General features: G+C 60.4%; 16 protein-coding genes, 2 tRNA genes and 1 pseudogene. 13 read left to right on the forward strand and 6 right to left on the reverse strand.

Translation table 11 applies throughout. The annotated features are described in order from the left end of the window. The first annotated feature begins 58 nt into the window (after nucleotides 1-58). The 4 genes from KRR38_RS33910 (at nucleotide 59) to KRR38_RS33925 (ending at nucleotide 1,979) form a co-directional block, all read left to right on the forward strand. A tRNA-Leu gene (locus tag KRR38_RS33910) sits at nucleotides 59-143 on the forward strand. 3 nt (nucleotides 144-146) lie between these two features. Next, a tRNA-Ile gene (locus tag KRR38_RS33915) sits at nucleotides 147-222 on the forward strand. Nucleotides 223-518: 296 nt separating this feature from the next. Then, nucleotides 519-797, forward strand: a complete 279-nt coding sequence (locus tag KRR38_RS33920) for a response regulator transcription factor (protein ID WP_217408172.1) — start codon at nucleotides 519-521, stop codon at nucleotides 795-797. A 735-nt stretch (nucleotides 798-1,532) separates the two neighbouring features. Further along, the gene (locus tag KRR38_RS33925; RefSeq protein ID WP_309141263.1) at nucleotides 1,533-1,979 is read left to right on the forward strand and encodes a DUF4188 domain-containing protein; all 447 of its coding nucleotides are present in this window, start codon (nucleotides 1,533-1,535) and stop codon (nucleotides 1,977-1,979) included. A gap of 202 nt (nucleotides 1,980-2,181) precedes the next feature. Here KRR38_RS33925 and htpG read toward each other — a convergent pair whose 3' ends face one another. Then, nucleotides 2,182-4,074, reverse strand: coding sequence for a molecular chaperone HtpG (gene htpG, locus KRR38_RS33930; protein WP_217408174.1), 1,893 nt, complete (start codon nucleotides 4,072-4,074; stop codon nucleotides 2,182-2,184). Nucleotides 4,075-4,253: 179 nt separating this feature from the next. Here htpG and KRR38_RS33935 point away from each other — a divergent pair, with 179 nt between their 5' ends. After that, entirely contained in the window at nucleotides 4,254-4,619 is a 366-nt protein-coding gene (locus tag KRR38_RS33935; protein ID WP_217408175.1) for a DUF6481 family protein, read from the forward strand. 205 nt (nucleotides 4,620-4,824) lie between these two features. Here KRR38_RS33935 and KRR38_RS33940 read toward each other — a convergent pair whose 3' ends face one another. Next, the gene (locus tag KRR38_RS33940) at nucleotides 4,825-5,532 is read right to left on the reverse strand and encodes a DUF3053 family protein (protein WP_217408176.1); all 708 of its coding nucleotides are present in this window, start codon (nucleotides 5,530-5,532) and stop codon (nucleotides 4,825-4,827) included. A 205-nt stretch (nucleotides 5,533-5,737) separates the two neighbouring features. On the opposite strand from KRR38_RS33940, the gene KRR38_RS33945 reads away from it, so the two are divergent. Continuing rightward, nucleotides 5,738-5,929 (forward strand): hypothetical protein, encoded by a 192-nt coding sequence (locus KRR38_RS33945; RefSeq protein WP_217408177.1) that lies wholly within the window; start codon nucleotides 5,738-5,740, stop codon nucleotides 5,927-5,929. A 61-nt stretch (nucleotides 5,930-5,990) separates the two neighbouring features. On the opposite strand, the gene KRR38_RS33950 is transcribed toward KRR38_RS33945, so the two are convergent. Then, entirely contained in the window at nucleotides 5,991-6,206 is a 216-nt protein-coding gene (locus KRR38_RS33950) for a hypothetical protein (RefSeq protein ID WP_217408178.1), read from the reverse strand. 399 nt (nucleotides 6,207-6,605) lie between these two features. On the opposite strand from KRR38_RS33950, the pseudogene KRR38_RS33955 reads away from it, so the two are divergent. Together KRR38_RS33955 and KRR38_RS33960 are read left to right on the forward strand one after the other, a co-directional pair. Continuing rightward, nucleotides 6,606-7,515 (forward strand): annotated as a pseudogene (locus KRR38_RS33955) (tyrosine-type recombinase/integrase). Nucleotides 7,516-7,519: 4 nt separating this feature from the next. Continuing rightward, nucleotides 7,520-8,713: an IS91 family transposase gene (locus tag KRR38_RS33960; RefSeq protein ID WP_217401357.1), complete on the forward strand. Its 1,194-nt coding sequence runs from the start codon at nucleotides 7,520-7,522 to the stop codon at nucleotides 8,711-8,713. A gap of 488 nt (nucleotides 8,714-9,201) precedes the next feature. On the opposite strand, the gene KRR38_RS38140 is transcribed toward KRR38_RS33960, so the two are convergent. The 3 genes from KRR38_RS38140 to KRR38_RS33975 all read right to left on the reverse strand — a co-directional run bounded on the left by KRR38_RS38140 (nucleotide 9,202) and on the right by KRR38_RS33975 (nucleotide 11,042). Next, on the reverse strand, nucleotides 9,202-9,972 hold the full coding sequence (locus tag KRR38_RS38140; protein WP_217408179.1) for a glycine zipper 2TM domain-containing protein: 771 nt from the start codon (nucleotides 9,970-9,972) through the stop codon (nucleotides 9,202-9,204). A gap of 183 nt (nucleotides 9,973-10,155) precedes the next feature. After that, on the reverse strand, nucleotides 10,156-10,566 hold the full coding sequence (locus KRR38_RS33970) for a low affinity iron permease family protein (protein ID WP_217405712.1): 411 nt from the start codon (nucleotides 10,564-10,566) through the stop codon (nucleotides 10,156-10,158). Nucleotides 10,567-10,772: 206 nt separating this feature from the next. Beyond that, a complete protein-coding gene (locus KRR38_RS33975; RefSeq protein ID WP_217405710.1) occupies nucleotides 10,773-11,042 on the reverse strand; it encodes a GlsB/YeaQ/YmgE family stress response membrane protein in 270 nt (89 codons plus the stop codon). A gap of 158 nt (nucleotides 11,043-11,200) precedes the next feature. Here KRR38_RS33975 and KRR38_RS38145 point away from each other — a divergent pair, with 158 nt between their 5' ends. From KRR38_RS38145 to KRR38_RS38150, 5 genes are all read left to right on the forward strand, one after another. After that, a complete protein-coding gene (locus tag KRR38_RS38145) occupies nucleotides 11,201-11,563 on the forward strand; it encodes a PAS domain-containing protein (RefSeq protein ID WP_375293503.1) in 363 nt (120 codons plus the stop codon). After that, nucleotides 11,556-12,674 (forward strand): helix-turn-helix transcriptional regulator, encoded by a 1,119-nt coding sequence (locus KRR38_RS33985; protein WP_256449664.1) that lies wholly within the window; start codon nucleotides 11,556-11,558, stop codon nucleotides 12,672-12,674. The genes KRR38_RS38145 and KRR38_RS33985 overlap by 8 nt, the downstream gene beginning before the upstream one ends. Nucleotides 12,675-13,511: 837 nt before the next feature. Further along, nucleotides 13,512-14,279 carry a PEPxxWA-CTERM sorting domain-containing protein gene (locus KRR38_RS33990; RefSeq protein ID WP_254515900.1) on the forward strand — a complete coding sequence of 256 codons (768 nt, stop codon included), beginning with the start codon at nucleotides 13,512-13,514 and terminating at the stop codon, nucleotides 14,277-14,279. Between the two features lie 286 nt (nucleotides 14,280-14,565). Next, the gene (locus KRR38_RS33995) at nucleotides 14,566-14,748 is read left to right on the forward strand and encodes a helix-turn-helix domain-containing protein (protein WP_375293504.1); all 183 of its coding nucleotides are present in this window, start codon (nucleotides 14,566-14,568) and stop codon (nucleotides 14,746-14,748) included. 179 nt (nucleotides 14,749-14,927) lie between these two features. Then, the gene (locus tag KRR38_RS38150; RefSeq protein ID WP_375293508.1) at nucleotides 14,928-15,050 is read left to right on the forward strand and encodes a helix-turn-helix domain-containing protein; all 123 of its coding nucleotides are present in this window, start codon (nucleotides 14,928-14,930) and stop codon (nucleotides 15,048-15,050) included. The last annotated feature ends 361 nt before the right edge of the window (nucleotides 15,051-15,411 follow it).

Here is a 15,411-nt window from a genome sequence, read left to right on the forward strand (position 1 = left end):
TCGACGCCGTTCGCCGACTTGCGCCGTCCCTCCCGGTCTGCCACTGCGCGCGTCCGGCGCGGACGTGGCGGAATGGTAGACGCCGGGGACTTAAAATCCCCTGGGCAAGCCCCGTGCGGGTTCGAGTCCCGCCGTCCGCACCAGGTGGGCCTGTAGCTCAGCGGTTAGAGCTGGCCGCTCATAACGGCTAGGTCGCGGGTTCGAATCCTGCCGGGCCCACCATTCGTTCGGCGTTGTTGAACTCGCCGACAATTTACACGTCAAATAACCAGAATCGGAAGGAGGCAATCCTCCATTCGTCCGTTCATAGGGGCGGCGCAAAGCCCTGGGGGCGACGACGCAACCACAAACGCATCGACGGCCACGCACAGATTGCTTCGGACAACGACATCTTTGAGGCAAAAGAAGGCTTGAGAATCGGCGCTTTATTCGCATAGTCAATTCCTCGTAAAATCATTGAATACCATGTACTTGCACTCATGTTAGTTGTAGGCACGGTACGGAAAACTAGGGGCGATATGGGGCTGCAAGGCACGGTTCTCACGAACCGCGAATTTGAAATTTTGGTTTTGTTGGCAAACGGATTTTCTTCGAAGGAAGTGGCGTTGCGCTGCGGCATCACGGCGCGCACCGTCGAAACCTACTTGAGCAAAATGCGGCTGAAATTGGGTGCACGAAACGCGACGAACCTCGTCGCTCTCGCGCTGAGGGCGGGCTTGCTTTCCGAGGACGATATGGTGCTCGCGGACCGGATTGGAACGAACCATATATTCGGCAATCGAGCATGTGCACCCTGAGAAAGTCCCGGCTACCCGCTGCGCTCGCTCCATGCGACGTCGCAAAAAGCTGGTGGTCCGAAAAAAGAGGTAATCGCATCTTTGCGTTCGGTTGTAGGGAGAGCCTGGAAGTGGGAGGGACTCGATGCCGCAACTTCAAACTCTACGGTATGAGAAGCTGATCGCTGATGAGGAGGCGCTCGCGGCGCAAGCCGGGTCTGAACGCATAGCTTCGGCGCATCGCCGCGTTGCCAAGCTGTACAGATCCGAATTGGCGAGTCACACACGCCGGCAAGCCTCGAATGTCGCTGAGATGCTTGCCGAGATCTGGTAGGCCCAACTGGTACCGAGCTGGGCCCACTGCTCGGGGGAGGGCTGCGAACTTCAGCCTCTCTGCGCCGTAGGTTTCTCATTCCGCAGGGTGGAGCTCCCAAACCGCATTCGGCGCGCCTGCTTCCGCGACGAACCGGTCGTTCATGCGTTCATGCTGCCTTTCTGAAAGACGCCATCACATTCTCCAGTAATGTCCGTAGTCCGATCCACCTAACTTTGCTTGGAAGCGGCGCGCTACTGCATTTTGAATGCCTCGCATCCAAGAGCTATTGCGCGCGCGGCGTGATGCGCTTAGCCGATCGCACAAGATCGATCCGCTAGCGATCCAACGAATTCTTCGTAGATGTCGTCAGCAGGGCTAGGATAAGACAGATTTCCAAAACTCTTCACCTTGGTCGCGTCACCGCCAATTTCAAAGGGCCGATTACGGTTTTTGTAATCGGAATGCGAGTAAATAAATTACATCGTATCGATAAATGGCTGCCGGTAGCACGCGCAATGAAACCGATGATCGCCGAGCTGGCTGCCAATGCTGAAAGCGGATTTCTCGGCAGCGAATTCATGCTTAGCGGGCTTCGGACAATTGTTTCTATACAATATTGGCGCAGCTTCGATCATCTTGAATCCTATGCCAAAGATCGAAGTCAGAGCCATATGCCGGCATGGAAAGATTTCTATCGCAAGGCGAACGAGGGAGAGGCCGTCGGGATATTCCATGAGACCTATTGCGTTGATCCGGGCCGCTACGAGACAGTCTATGGCAACATGCCGGCTTTCGGTTTGGGCAAGATCGCTGGACTGATTCCGGCCGAGGGAGCGCGCAACAAAGCGCGCACGCGGATGGGTGCGTCTGGCGAAGTTGGACGCTGAGAGATTGGCCGACCCCTCTCCATGATGGGCCGGCCAACGCATTGCGACAGGTCCGAGGTGTTGAAGCAAAAGCTCGGAGCCATTTGTTCGCGGAGCTGCCGCGGAGGATGTGCGAGACTTATACCGGTGCACGCGCTCCCGTCATAAGAACCCTTAGTACGTGATCGACCAAATCAACCAGCTGGTCACGCGGGATGGATGTTCAAGCGCTGCCGATCCCGCGCAGCAGGATGCGGCCAAGCCGCGCCGAAAAAGCACGCGGATCAACAGGCAGCTCTCCGTCGGCCACGCGCGCTTCGTCGAAAAGGAGATGGGCCGCGTCCTCGCGCAGGCCTTCCTCGTCTTCACCAAGCGCACTCAAACGCGTCACGAGGTCGTGCCGCGGATTGATTTCGAGGACGGGCTTGCTCGCCTGCCCGAGCTGACCAGCACTCGCGAGCAGGCGTTCGAGCTGTCGATCCATCCCGCTATCGGGCGCGACGAGGCAGACAGCGCTCTCTGTCAGGCGTTCGGATGCCCGGACGTCCGAAACCGCTTCGCCCAAAGTCGTCTTGACGAAATTGATGAAGGCGGAAACGGCGTCAGAGGTCTCTGCCGAAGGCTGCTCGCCGCCGGGTAGCGGGATCAGGCTGAGGTCGGAAAGACCCTGCGTTACCGACTTGAAAGCCTTGCCCTCGAAGTCGAGCCCCGAGGTGACCCAGAAGCTGTCGACCTGGTCGGTGAGCAGCAGGACTTCGATACCGCGAGCGCGAAAGCCCTCGAGTTGAGGGGACGTGGCAAGCCGGTCGAGGTCAGTTCCCACCGCGTAGTAGATCGCAGTCTGGTTTTCTTTCAGCCCAGCGACGTAGTCCTGGAGCGAACGCCAGTCGGTGCCTGAGGTACTGGTCCTGAATCGGGCGAGCCCGAGAAGCGTCTCACGCCGCGCATAGTCTTCATAAAGGCCCTCCTTCAACACGGCGCCGAAGTTCTCCCAGATCTTGAGATAGGCGTCGCCATCGCTCTGCGCGAGCTTGTCGAGTTCGCCGAGGAGCCGGTTGGTCACGCCCTTCTGGATGGAGGCGAGCACCGGGCTTTCCTGAATCATCTCGCGCGAGACGTTGAGCGGCAAGTCCTGGGAATCGACGAGCCCGCGGACGAACCTTAGATACCGGGGCAGGAGCCGAGCTTCGGCGGTGATGAAGACGCGGCGCACGTAGAGCTTCATGCGCCCGGCCCGATCCGGGTCGAACAGATCGAAGGGCCGCGTCTCGGGAATGAAGGCCAGCACGTTATATTCGTGCGTACCCTCGGCGCGGTAATGCAAGGTCAGCGCCGGCGCGTCGAACTGGCCCGCGTTCGAGCGATAGAAATCGGTATAGTCCTCCTCGCTGATGTCGGACTTGGCGCGCGTCCAGAGCGCAGCGCCGTCGGCGATCTGCTGCGGCTCGCCATCGGGCTTCTCGCGAAGAAAAATCGGCACCGGAACGTGACCCGACTGCGTCTTTATCTTGTGCTCCACGCTGAAGCGCTGGGTGTAATCGGCGGCTTCTTCCTTGAGGTGCAGCACGACCCGCGTGCCGCGCTGCGGCGCCTGCGACACCTCCACTTCGCCCACGGTGTAGGTGCCGAGGCCATCCGATGACCAGATCGCGGCGTCATCAGCTCCCGCTTGCCGCGAAGTCACATCGACGCGATCGGCGACCATAAAAGCGGAATAGAAGCCTACACCGAACTGTCCGATCAGCTGAGAGCCCTCGGCATCCTTGGTAGCGGAGAACTGCTCCATGAAAGCCTTGGTGCCCGAGCGGGCGATCGTGCCGAGCGCCTCGGCCATCTCGGCTTCGGTCATGCCGATGCCGTTATCCTCGATCGTCAGCTGGCGCTGATCGGGATCGAGGGTCACCGTAATCCGCGGCTGGGGATCTTCGCCAAGAAGTTCGGGCCTGGCGATGGCCTCGTAGCGCAGCTTCTCGCAGGCATCCGCCGCGTTTGAGATGAGCTCGCGGAGAAACACGTCCTTATCGGAATAGACCGAGTGCACCATGAGGTGCAGCAGCTTGGTGACGTCGGCTTCGAAGGAACGGGTCTCGGGCGCGGCTTCGGTCATCGTCGTCATGATGGTCTTCGCTCTCCTGGTGGCTGCCCGCGCGGATTTGGCTGCCGCGACTAGCCATTTCAAGTGCTCGCTGTGACGAACATGCCACCCCCGCGTTACACGGGTTGAACAGGGAGTGCAGTTTTCTATACGAGGCGCCCTTCACCCTAACAATCGACAACGGGAACGAGACAGGCTTGATGCGAGGATTCAAGGAACCGGGATTCAACGACCGGGTTGCTGCCGCCAACAGTGCCAAGGCTCGAGCGTTGGAAATGCTTAAAAACAAGCCCAAGCCCAGTGAGGCCGAACTCGCCGAACGAGCTGAACGCCAGCGCGCCAAGGAAGCCGCTCAAGCTGAGAAGCGTGCTGCCGCCGAAGCTGCTCGCGAAGCCGAGAAGGACGCGAAGGAGGAGGCCGAGCGCGAAGCCGCCGAAGCCTCTGCGGCTGCCGCCGAAGCGGCCCGTGCCGCCGCAGAAGCAGCCAGGCCCAAGCTGCCCACCGCTGAGGAGATGAAGGCTGCGCGCGACGCCCGATACGCCGCCCGCAAGGCGCGTAAGCGCTAGGTAAGTTCTTCCACGCCCACGAGCGGCCACTTGTTTGCGGAGAGCGTGACCCCAGGCCTCTCGCTAAAATTTGCGCTCGGCGGCATAACCGATCTCGCCGCCATCGCAGCTATTCGCGCGCTACTTTCGCCGCGCGAAAGCGGTTACCTGTTCACCAAGGCGGTCGGCGGTGCTTTGTCGCCATGCAGTGCACTCTTCCTCAGCGCTAGCTACCGTAGACGACCGAGCGGAGCCGAGACTGGGCAGCCTGAACCGCTTGCTGATTGGTCTGCAGCGTTTGCAACTTCTCATTGATTGCGGATTGCACTGCCGGATCACCGGTCTCTATCATCGGTCCTGAAATCCGCACGCTAGCTCGGTGTTGGTCAATGTAACTCCCGAGATCGATCGCCTGATCCAGCACCTTGTTCATCACAGGAGCGATGCTCTTGAGGGCTGCGGCTGGTTGCGTAACGAGCCGGTCATACGTCTTATCGTAGACGGGTTTTAGGTCAGCTGGCTGTTCCAGCTTCGCGTGCGCTGCATCGGCCCGTGCGACGTGCTCGCCTAGGGCACTCTCCATCGCGTTGATCCCGGCCTTTGCTTCCTTCAACTGTGCCAGCCGGGCTGAAAGATCGCCGATCGATGTGATGGAGCCAGCTTGCATGGCAGCGGTCAGTTTGGGCGAAACGCTCTGGTCCATCGCTTTATTGAAGTCTGTAATGACCGCATATTGTTCCGCGTAATGTCCGAAACTCGTCCGTTCATCGTCGGTGAGTTGGGGAACGTGGACGCCAGGCTTATCCAGGACGCGGGCCTGAAGAAATTTGGAAAATTCCGCGCTCTGCCGCGCATCGTTGGCCACGCAGCCGGCAAGACATAGTGTTGCGGCTACTGCCCATGTCAGTGCGAAGCCCGCTCGCCGTGTGCTCATGATCTGTCCACCCCCCTCGCGCAAACTGCTGCCGGCAAGACTGAACCAGGTCCAAGCGCACCACAACAGATTTAGGGCGCCGTCACGGCCTTACGACATACTTGCTCACGATCACTGCGGACGAAGACGGGGCGCGGCGTCAAATATATCCAAAATGGATGTAATGCGGGGCGCGAACGTGTGGCATGAGGCTGCCCGGCATAGGGTGCGCGATGAGAGAGGCGCGCTACTGATCGTGGTCGAAATGGCCGAGGATGATAGTGCGAGTCCCGCGGCCAAGCGGCCGCGCCGCGCCGCCTTCTACTTTTTGCTCGATGGCCAGGACGTCAGACGAGCGTCGGACGATACTTTCGTCAACCTCGCCACAGGAGAAGTCCTGACGCGAGTGGATGAGTGACGCTCGTCGGACCGCGGTTCCGCAGGCGCGCTGCAAATACATGGGCGCACCCGGGAATCCGCTAAGGTACGAGCTCCCAATCAGGCAACAGAAGACTATCGTCCTGCACAAGGTCCCCGGACTGCGTAAGGTATAGCCACGCGCCGGTGCCTTCGCCGTGCAGGCGTGTCTCGATCGTGATGCCTGGAGTCCGAAAGGCGGGATCGTGGAACACCCTTTGCTCTTCCTCGGCCATCGTCGCGAGATCGAACCACTTGCGCTGCGTGTAGGTGCCCATGTGATTTCCTCTGCAAATCCTGCACGCGTAACGCGGCGCCCGCGTCGGTGGTTTCCGTTCTGTCCAAAACGGCCGACACATCTGACATAGTGAGCCGCCGCGGCGCTACCTGGAAGCGGTCGGTGGTTCATGCGTCCGGAGGCTTGCCGCCTCAGCGAAAAAGCCCGAGGCGTGAGCCCCGGGCCTATCCCACTCGGTGAAGTGACAACGGCGAGTGCCGCATGCATGGGCTGCTAGGCCCGAATCATTAAGATCAACTGTCGCCGACTTGTACGAACCCGCTGTCGCGGGAATGGCGCTAATCGGCGAGGTGTAGAGCAGCTGCTGCCACGGCCCTTCGATTGAGCGGCGGCTGCCAGAGGCAGACCTTTGCGACTCCTTCAACCGAGGAGTCGACCCATGACCAACGCCATCACGGAAGTTTCCACGAAGACCCTTCGCGAGCGAATGCTCGAAGATATGGATCTGCGTCGCTTTGCCCGAGCGACGCAGCGCAACTACGTAAGGGACGTTGCCCGGTTTGCGGCCTTTCTGGGCCGACCTCCGGACACCGCAACGGGCGAAGATTTACGCCGCTTCCAGATTGCCCAGCGCGAGGCGGGCATGAGCGTGACGACCATGAACACCGTCGTCTCGGCCTTGCGGTTCTTCTATATCCGCACACTCGACCGACCGGATCTGGCCCGCAAGCTTCATCACGTTAAGCACCCTCGCGGCCTGCCCACGGTACTGAGCCGCGAGGAGGTCGCACGCCTGCTTCAGGCCACGACCAGCCTGAAGCACCAGGCGATGCTGTCAGTCGCCTACGGTGCGGGTCTGCGCGCTGCGGAGGTCACGCGCCTGAGGGTCCGGGATATCGACAGCGAGCGCATGCTGCTCAAGGTCGAGTGCGGCAAGGGCGGGCGAGATCGCAATGCCATGCTGGCCCATGATCTGCTGTTGCTGCTGCGCGAATGGTGGAGAGTGGGCAAGCGTCAGGGGGGTGATGCACCCCGATGGCTGGCTGTTCCCGGGGCAGCACTATCTCAAGCCGGTCAGCACCAGACAATTACACCGCATCGTCGTCGAGGCAGCGATGGCGGCGGGCATCGCCAAGCGGGTCGGCCCCCATACCCTTCGCCACAGCTTCGCCACCCATCTCCTCGAAGACGGTGTCGATGTTCGGATCATCCAGGCATTGCTCGGGCATTCCAAACTGGAAACGACCGCACTTTACACGAGGGTCGCCATTAAGACGGTCAAGGCGGTGGTGAGCCCCCTGGACAAGCTGGCGATGCTTCCCGGTGCACAGGGGGCGCCGGACAGTTGAGCCGGTGCGATCTTCGCTCGAGGTCGCAGATATCTTCTGTGCTGCCGGGCCAGCCTATCGTGTAGCCCATGCGGGGCACCTGAGCCTGTATCAGCTCAAGGTCATGACCGCGGTCGAAAACTGCCGCACCGCTGCGCTTGGCGGGCACGTGGAGGCCTGCGAGGACTGTGGCCACTGGCGGATCGCCTACAACTCATGCCGCAACCGGCATTGCCCAAAATGCCAGGGCGCGGCGGCACGCACCTGGCTGGCAGAACGCGAGGCCGATCTGCTGCCGGTGGGTTACTTCCACGTGGTCTTCACGCTGCCCGCCGAGATCGCAGCCATCGCCTGGCAGAACAAGGCCGTCGTCTACGATCTGTTGTTCAAGGCGGCGTCGGAGACGATGCTGACGATTGCGGCGGATCCGAAGCATCTGGGGGCGCGCATCGGCATCACGGCGGTGCTTCACACATGGGGGTCGGCGATGACCCACCATCCCCATGTACACATGATCGTCCCGGGCGGAGGCATCGCGCTCGACGGGATGCGCTGGATATCCTCACGCCCCGCCTTCCTGCTGCCGGTGCGCGTGTTGGGCGCATTGTTCCGCCGCCTCTTCGTCACCCGGCTGATTGCGCTTCACGATGCTGGCCGCCTGTTCTTCGGCAGCGAGAACAGCGAGCTCGCTGGCCGCCAGGCGTTCCTGCGCCTCATCGCGCCAGTCAGGAAAAAGCGCTGGGTCGTCTACGCCAAGGCCCCGTTCGCAGGCCCCCAGGCCGTGCTCGCCTACCTGTCGCGCTACACTCACCGCGTCGCGATCTCAAACCGGCGCCTCATCGCCTTCGACGAGCGCGGCGTCACCATGCGGTACAAAGACTATCGCCGCGATGGCCTCGACCGACAACGTGTCATGACCCTTGCCGCAGACGAGTTCATCCGCCGCTTCCTGCTCCACGTCCTGCCGCGCGGCTTCCATCGTATCCGGCACTATGGCCTGCTCGCAGGTTCGGCGCGCAAGGATGCGATCGCCCGAGCCCGCGCCTTGCTCCACGTAGCGCCGGCCCCGCCACCGCCCGACGACGAGGAGCCGCCTGACTATCGCCCGCCATGCCCATGCTGCGGTGGCCATATGGTAGTGATCGAGACCTTCGTGCGTTGGCAGCAGCCACGCGCACCGCCCCGGCCTCTCAAGCTCGTCCGGGAGATTGCGCCATGATCCGGCATGGCCTGGAAACACCCGTTCCTCCGGTCATCATGCCGCCGGAAGCGGTAGCGTTCGTACCCAGAGCCATCATCGCCCAAAAACTCGGCGATGAAGCACGCAGACAGCGACCGGCCCCAGGCTACCGCACCCGGCAATGGGGGTGGCCGATGCGATCTGTATCGCTCCCAGGCAGCTCTTGGCTGACACCACAGACCCGGCCGAAATTGAAATCCCCATAGCTCACGCCCAGACCCACCGCGGGTCGTACTCGTCCGGGTTTAGTACGCCTGCCGGCGCCCGAAACCCTTCGACTTTGCAGACGTTCCAGGTCGATTTCTCATCGCCTAAAAGCCGCCCTCTGTTCATAATATTGAGATCTGCCGGGATCCCTCGCGTCTAGCGCCAGCGTGTCGAACCGATCGATCGTTCGCAGGTATGGCTGCTTTTGGCGCACAAGGCCGAACCCTTTCAGATCCGGCCTCGCTTATCTCCGCCAAGTTTTAACGGCAGCGTACGTCGCTATTGGCGCCGCTGTTCTGATCTATGGATTTACCCAGCAAGGCGCCGAGAGCTCCCCCGATCAGCGTTCCACCGACGCGATTATGACCGCCGTCAACGACGTTGCCGAGAACACCGCCGCCGATCGCGCCAACAATCAAGCCGGTCGTGCCGTCGTTTCGCTTGCAGTAATATCGACCATCAGACCCCCGATAGACCTCGTCGCTGTAGCTCAGAGGGCGCTCGGTATAGCGCGGGTCGTCGCGGTAATATCGCGATGCATCATATTGCGTGGCGAACCGGTCGTCGCGGTTGCCATTGCCATTGCCGTTATAGCCGGAGCGATCACCGCCAATGTTGTCACGGTTGCCATAGCGGCTGTCGCCGTCGCGGCGCTGCCAGCGAACCTGGCGGCTGAGATCATCGAGCTGCGACTGCAGGCTATCGCGCCGACCATCATTCCCGTAGCCGCGCCGCGCCTCACGTCGGATCGAATTGAGCCGACCGTTGAGATCTCGACCCTCTCGGCGAGTCAGCGTACCGTCGCGCACGCCGTTATCGATCCGGCGCTGAACAAAATCGATCCGCTGTCGCAGGTCAGTTGGAGCATCACGCCAAAATGCTTCCCGATCCCAGCCGCCATTGGATCTTGCACTGCCGTTGTCGTGCCACCCGCCATTGGCCCCCTGCCAATTCGCCTGCGCAATCGCCGGCGAACTGCCCAGTAGGACAAGAGATAAAGCTATGGCGACAGTATTTTTGATATTGGGCATATCGGTCTCCATTATTATTATTTTTTTCGCAAAGTTGCGATTACACCGGTAATGCCGGAAACTCATAATTACGTCATCGTCGATGAATGGCGTATGAGTGACCTGTTCACACCGCTCAATCATATTTCAAAATATTTTAAGAATAGGCGCAATTATCTGGTCCCGATCCTGTGGAGATCCACATCAATGGCGATCGAGAAGTCGCTCGACCGAAGATTCTGCGGACTCGCCTTCTTGGTCCGCCCGCTGAATGTCTTCCTCCAGCGCATCGCGGATCTGACAGATCTGGGCATCGGTGAGGTGTTCGATCCCGACGAACTGATTGCGCGCTGCATCGAGCGAGCGGAGTATTTCGTCTAGCTTTGCCTGGATCGCGGCGCCGTCGCGGTTCTGACTGTTTTGGATGAGGAACACCGCCAGAAAGGTCAGCACGGTCGTCGCCGTGTTGACGATCAGCTGCCACGTGTCGGAATAGTGAAAGAAAGGACCGGAGACCGCCCATGCGACGATAAGAACGATCGACAGGATGAAGGCGAGTGGCTCTCCGAGCGCATGCGCCGATCTGCTGGCGATGTTGGTGAAAAGACGGTCCATGATCCTCTCATTCGATCAACAGAATTGAATAGGGGCATATGCCAGGCGCCACCTAAAGGTAGCTAGGGAGGCGCTTGCTGGAGGGCAGATCTTCGAACACGTCGACGGCTCACAGATTCGCCGCGCTCTGGTCCAGCTTGATTATTGTGCCGCAGGAGCGAGCTTGCTTCTGCGGCACGTGAGAGTGATGCAGTTCGACGAAGCGCTCAGCGCACCGAGCCGCGGCGGAACAGATTGACGATGGCGAGCAGCAGGATCGCACCGACCAGGGAGACAAGCACCGAGGGAATGCTGATCACGCCGCTGGTGATCGGCGCCCCGCCGATGAGCGGTGTGACGACAAAACCTGCAATAAGCGCGCCGACAATGCCCACGACGACATTGAGGAGGACGCCCTGCTGGGCATCGGTGCGCATGATCATGCTCGCGACCCAGCCGATCAGGCCTCCGACAACGAGAAGAATAACGATACCCATTGCATAACCTTTCTGCACTCTTGGAACCGAAGAAACCCTGGACTTGGTCGTTGCGTTCCGTTCGTGCTCTTCCCGCCCTAGCATGAATAGGTGCACAGGCACCAACGGGACTAGTACAAGCGCGCGGAACTTTTCTGCGGGTATCGCCTTACCAGGCAATGGATTCCGCCGTCAGTCATCACGCCAGTCGCTTGACCTTCGCGCATCTTGAGCAGCTCACGGCGCAGCTCCTCGATGGGATAATCCTCATCGACACGGCGGGCGCCATCCTCAGTGCCAATACCGCAGCGCTGCGCATGCACGGTGTGGCCTCGGTCGATGAGCTCGGAGCCACGGCGGAGGGTTATGCTGAGCGATTCACAGTCTTCTCGGCTGATCACCACCCGCTTAAGCGACGCGACTATCCACTCTTCCGTCTCCTCGCAGGAGACACCTTTCCCGACCTGGTTGTCGAAGTCGCCCCAGCGGGGGGAGAGCGAAGCGCGCTGGGTGCACCAGGTCCGCGACGTCGCCATGGATGACGACGGTGACGAGCCCGACTTCCTCGCACTCGTCATTTGCGACCTCTCCGAGCGGTTCGACGCCGAGGCACGGTTCAAGGCGATGTTCGGTGCTAACCCCGCACCCGCGGTGATTGTGCGCCAGAGCGATTTGCGCCTCACGCAGGCGAACGCGGGCTTTCTGTCCCTGACCGGTTTTGAGGCGGATCAGCTGATCGGCAAGACCCTGTTCGGCATCGATCTGCTTCAGGATGTGGGCCACGCGTCGGAGTTTCGCCGGATAATTGAGGCTGGCGAGGTCGTGCCGCAGACAGAGGCACGGCTCCTCGTGGCGGACGGGTCGCGCCGCCTGGTCCTGTTTGCCGGCCAGCCGGTCGACGTGACCGGCGAGGATGCGCTGTTGCTGACATTCGCTGACCTGGAGCCGCGTCGGCTCGCCGAGGCGGCGCTCGCCGCGAGCGAAAAGAACCTCGCCGCCATCTTCGACATGGCACCGATCCCTATGGCGGTGATAGGTCGCGGCGACGGGCAGATCGTCAACGTCAACGCCGCCTTTTCCCAGCTGACCCAGTTCACTTCGGACGAGGCGGCCGGCAAGACCATCGACGACCTGCAGCTCTGGGCGCGCTCCGAGGATCGCGCCGCCGCTGATCGCGAGGTCGAAGCGCAAGGCCGGATGCGCAATGCCGATGCCCGGCTTCTGACCAAGGACGGGCAGGCAGTCGATTGCCTCATCTCGGCCGAAGCGATCGACAGGCATGGCACGTCGCTGATCTTGTGGGTCTTCCAGGACATCACTGAACGGCGACGAAGCGAGCTGGAGCTCGTCCAGGCGATCGACGAGGTGATGAAGGATGCGAGCTGGCTGAGCCGTTCGATCGTCGACAAGCTCGCGTCGCTGCGACGGCCGGGCACGTCGGGCTCGAACGCCGACCTCAGTCCGCGCGAGCGAGAGATACTCGAGCTTATCTGCGAGGATCTCGACGACGCGGCGATTGCCGCGCGGCTGGACCTCTCGCGCAATACCGTTCGCAACCATGTCGCGCGCCTCTACGCTAAGATCGGCGTCAATCGTCGCAGCGGCGCTGTGGTGTGGGGTCGCGAACGCGGGGTTGGTGGAAAGATTAGCTAGTCGGACTCTTTCAATGCCCCGCGTGGAAACCTTGAGACTGCTTGCGCCGACATACTAGCGGCCGATGGTCGTCGTCAGTGGCTAAGTTGATAGCCAAAATAAAATGTCTAAACGCCGCGAAGGACGACATAATGCACGTTCGTCTTGGCACAGCCGGGAATGAGAATGTGGACGATAACCGACAGGTTCAAAGCTCAAAGTTAGGAAGGTCAGCTTCACACTGTCGTCGTGATGCAGAATGGTGATGAGCTCGATAAATGATGGCTGATGGCCTATATGATAAGAAAAGTCTTCATCCCGATCTGGCGTGACAAATGCATTTTTACAGCGGGTCTATATCGCAGTATAGACTTTCAAAGCGCAGTTTATCACCTCATCCCGCTCAAATGATCCGGCGTTCCTCACAATCGACCACGTAAAGGATGCATCCTATTGTCTCGTGGTTCGCCGCGAGGGACACTATCCTGAAATGCTTGAACCGGGGCCTGAAGATAGCGTGCTTCCCCTGTATCTCTCGCCTGCCAGCGATAGGCGAGAGCACTGCAACCCATAGCGATGATCAATCCGACCAGCGTCATCACCAGTGTCATCGTTACCTTCCTACAGACTTAGCCGGGCCACGATCTCGGGCCGAAGACAGCGCAGCCTCCCGCAACCTCGATACCCGGACAGCCTTGCAACGCCGCGCGTTTCGTTCAGTTTCATTGGGAATAACCAATGCAGGAACCATGGTCCTCCTCGCGCGGTTCGGACCCTGCGACCATGATATTTCGCGCGACACTCCGAAGCCCGAGAATCGCCGTGTCGCTACCGGCAAATTGCCCTTGGAGGTTCACGATGTCGCATCAGATCAAGCTCGCTGTCGCCACTTTAATCGCAACTACCGGCTTCGCCGCTACGCCGGCAAACGCAGCGCTTATCTTCGATAGCAGCATCTTGGTCAGTGCTCAGGGTTTCGGAAATAATCCCCGCCTGCTGACGATCCAGGGCAACGGGACGGAATCAGGCTGCATCGGCGTGGGCGCTGGCGGAACGCTTCTCGGAGGCTCGGGGACCTGCATCGCCGACGCACTCGTCCACGATGGAAATAGCGTGAGCAATGCCGGCGGAAGTGAGGTAAATCCGCTTTCGGACAACCAGAAGTTCGGCGTCCCGACGATTGCCCAGCTGGGATGGAAGCAGGCATCCGACATCGGCCTCGTGTTCAATGCAACCGAACCGGGCGGAAACTCGATCAACGTGCAGGACGTCACGCTCAAGTTCTATAACGGCACGACGCTTCTGGGCGCGATCGACGGTTCGCAAACCTTTGCCAATTCCAACCCAGGCAACGGCGTCGCTGGCTTTGCCTTCAAGGTCGATGCGGCCGAACAAACGTTCCTGAACAGCCTTGTCTTCGCCCAACAAGGGTATGGCAATTACCGTATCGCGCTGGAATCCACGCTATCGGATGCGGCGGGCGGGCCTGAAAGCTGGCTCGCCGTCAATCTAGGGAATGCCGTGCCCGAGCCATCGACCTGGGGCATGATGATCCTGGGAGTGGGCATGATCGGTGCTGTCATGCGCCGCCGGCAGTCGCAGGCGATCAAATATCGCTTTGCCTGACTCGCGCTGGCGATTGCTGAAGGGGGGCGGTCCGGCGCCCCCTTTTTGCGAGGTTCGACATTCACTGACATTATGTCTTCTCAATGTCGGAACGTCCAAGCTTCGGAATGCATTCAGGGATTGAGGCCGTGCGATCGACCCTACCCCCGATTAGCCGGTCCTCAATGGCGTCCGGTTGTCTGTTCCGACCGGGCGCCGTTTTTTTGTCGAAGAGGAAGGAGGATCGCGAATGTACGGACGGTCAGATGGAAGGACAGCTGCTGCACGGATAGGCCCCAGAGAAAAGGTGGGCATCACAATTCTCGACGATGACGGTCACGTTCGAACGCTCGACGAGATTGAAGCCGACCTCATCCACCTTGCTCTCAGCATCTACGGTGGATGCGTAGCGGAGGCAGCGCGCGGGCTCGGGATCGGGCGATCTACGCTTTACCGCAAACTGGAATCGCAGGGCATGTCTCCGTCGTAAGCGGATCAACAGCCGCTCGATTTGCGCTCCTAAAGTTGGAAGTCCCCATTCCTTTTGATCGCGAGGATAGCATGGGCGAGATACTGCAGCATCCCGCATGCGTAAGAGCGTTCCGCGCACCACTTCCGCCCGATCGGCCGAACGTGAGGCTTTTCGAAGACGATGGCCATATACGGCCGATGATCGATATCGAGGCTGACCTTATAGACCTGGCCCTACGCGTAAACGGAGGTTCCTTGGGCAAAGCCGCCCGCGATCTCGGTGTGGGCAGAACGACGCTCTATCGGAGGCTCTTGAAATGATCGTTAGATGGGATAATCGGCCCAGGATCTTCGGCTGATGCGTCTGGTATCGAAGAGCGAAAGCGTTTGCCCTGATAGCCCGATGCCGCAATCCGCTTTTTACCGTAGGCAAGCTGACGCGTGTCGTATGGAAGCGGACTTGGCGATTGCCCCTCAAATCCGGATCAATTGGCAAAGGGCAGCCAAGGCATGGCGACAGCTCGCTGCAATTCCCGTTTTAAGCGCTTCTGGTGCATCTCTTGAGGCCGGCGAGCACTGCCAACCGTGGAAGTCAAAGTAATCATCGCACCCAAGGCTCCAACGGAATGTCGGTTCCGTTTCTCGGTGCGGACAGACCTGAGCTCGAGCGGACGAAAAGGCG

It is taken from the genome of Novosphingobium sp. G106, from assembly GCF_019075875.1.
Lineage (GTDB): Bacteria > Pseudomonadota > Alphaproteobacteria > Sphingomonadales > Sphingomonadaceae > Novosphingobium.

Bases quoted from the DNA above. Each gene is read 5' to 3' on its own strand.
- KRR38_RS33990 (WP_254515900.1), top strand. From the start codon at position 13,512: ATGTCGCATCAGATCAAGCTCGCTGTCGCCACTTTAATCGCAACTACC.
- KRR38_RS38145 (WP_375293503.1), top strand. From the start codon at position 11,201: ATGGATTCCGCCGTCAGTCATCACGCCAGTCGCTTGACCTTCGCGCAT.
- KRR38_RS33940 (WP_217408176.1), bottom strand. From the start codon at position 5,532: ATGAGCACACGGCGAGCGGGCTTCGCACTGACATGGGCAGTAGCCGCA.
- KRR38_RS33920 (WP_217408172.1), top strand. From the start codon at position 519: ATGGGGCTGCAAGGCACGGTTCTCACGAACCGCGAATTTGAAATTTTG.
- KRR38_RS38140 (WP_217408179.1), bottom strand. From the start codon at position 9,972: ATGCCCAATATCAAAAATACTGTCGCCATAGCTTTATCTCTTGTCCTA.
- KRR38_RS33975 (WP_217405710.1), bottom strand. From the start codon at position 11,042: ATGGGTATCGTTATTCTTCTCGTTGTCGGAGGCCTGATCGGCTGGGTC.
- KRR38_RS33985 (WP_256449664.1), top strand. From the start codon at position 11,556: ATGGATGACGACGGTGACGAGCCCGACTTCCTCGCACTCGTCATTTGC.
- htpG (WP_217408174.1), bottom strand. From the start codon at position 4,074: ATGACGACGATGACCGAAGCCGCGCCCGAGACCCGTTCCTTCGAAGCC.
- KRR38_RS33970 (WP_217405712.1), bottom strand. From the start codon at position 10,566: ATGGACCGTCTTTTCACCAACATCGCCAGCAGATCGGCGCATGCGCTC.
- KRR38_RS33950 (WP_217408178.1), bottom strand. From the start codon at position 6,206: ATGGGCACCTACACGCAGCGCAAGTGGTTCGATCTCGCGACGATGGCC.
- KRR38_RS33935 (WP_217408175.1), top strand. From the start codon at position 4,254: ATGCGAGGATTCAAGGAACCGGGATTCAACGACCGGGTTGCTGCCGCC.
- KRR38_RS38150 (WP_375293508.1), top strand. From the start codon at position 14,928: ATGATCGATATCGAGGCTGACCTTATAGACCTGGCCCTACGCGTAAAC.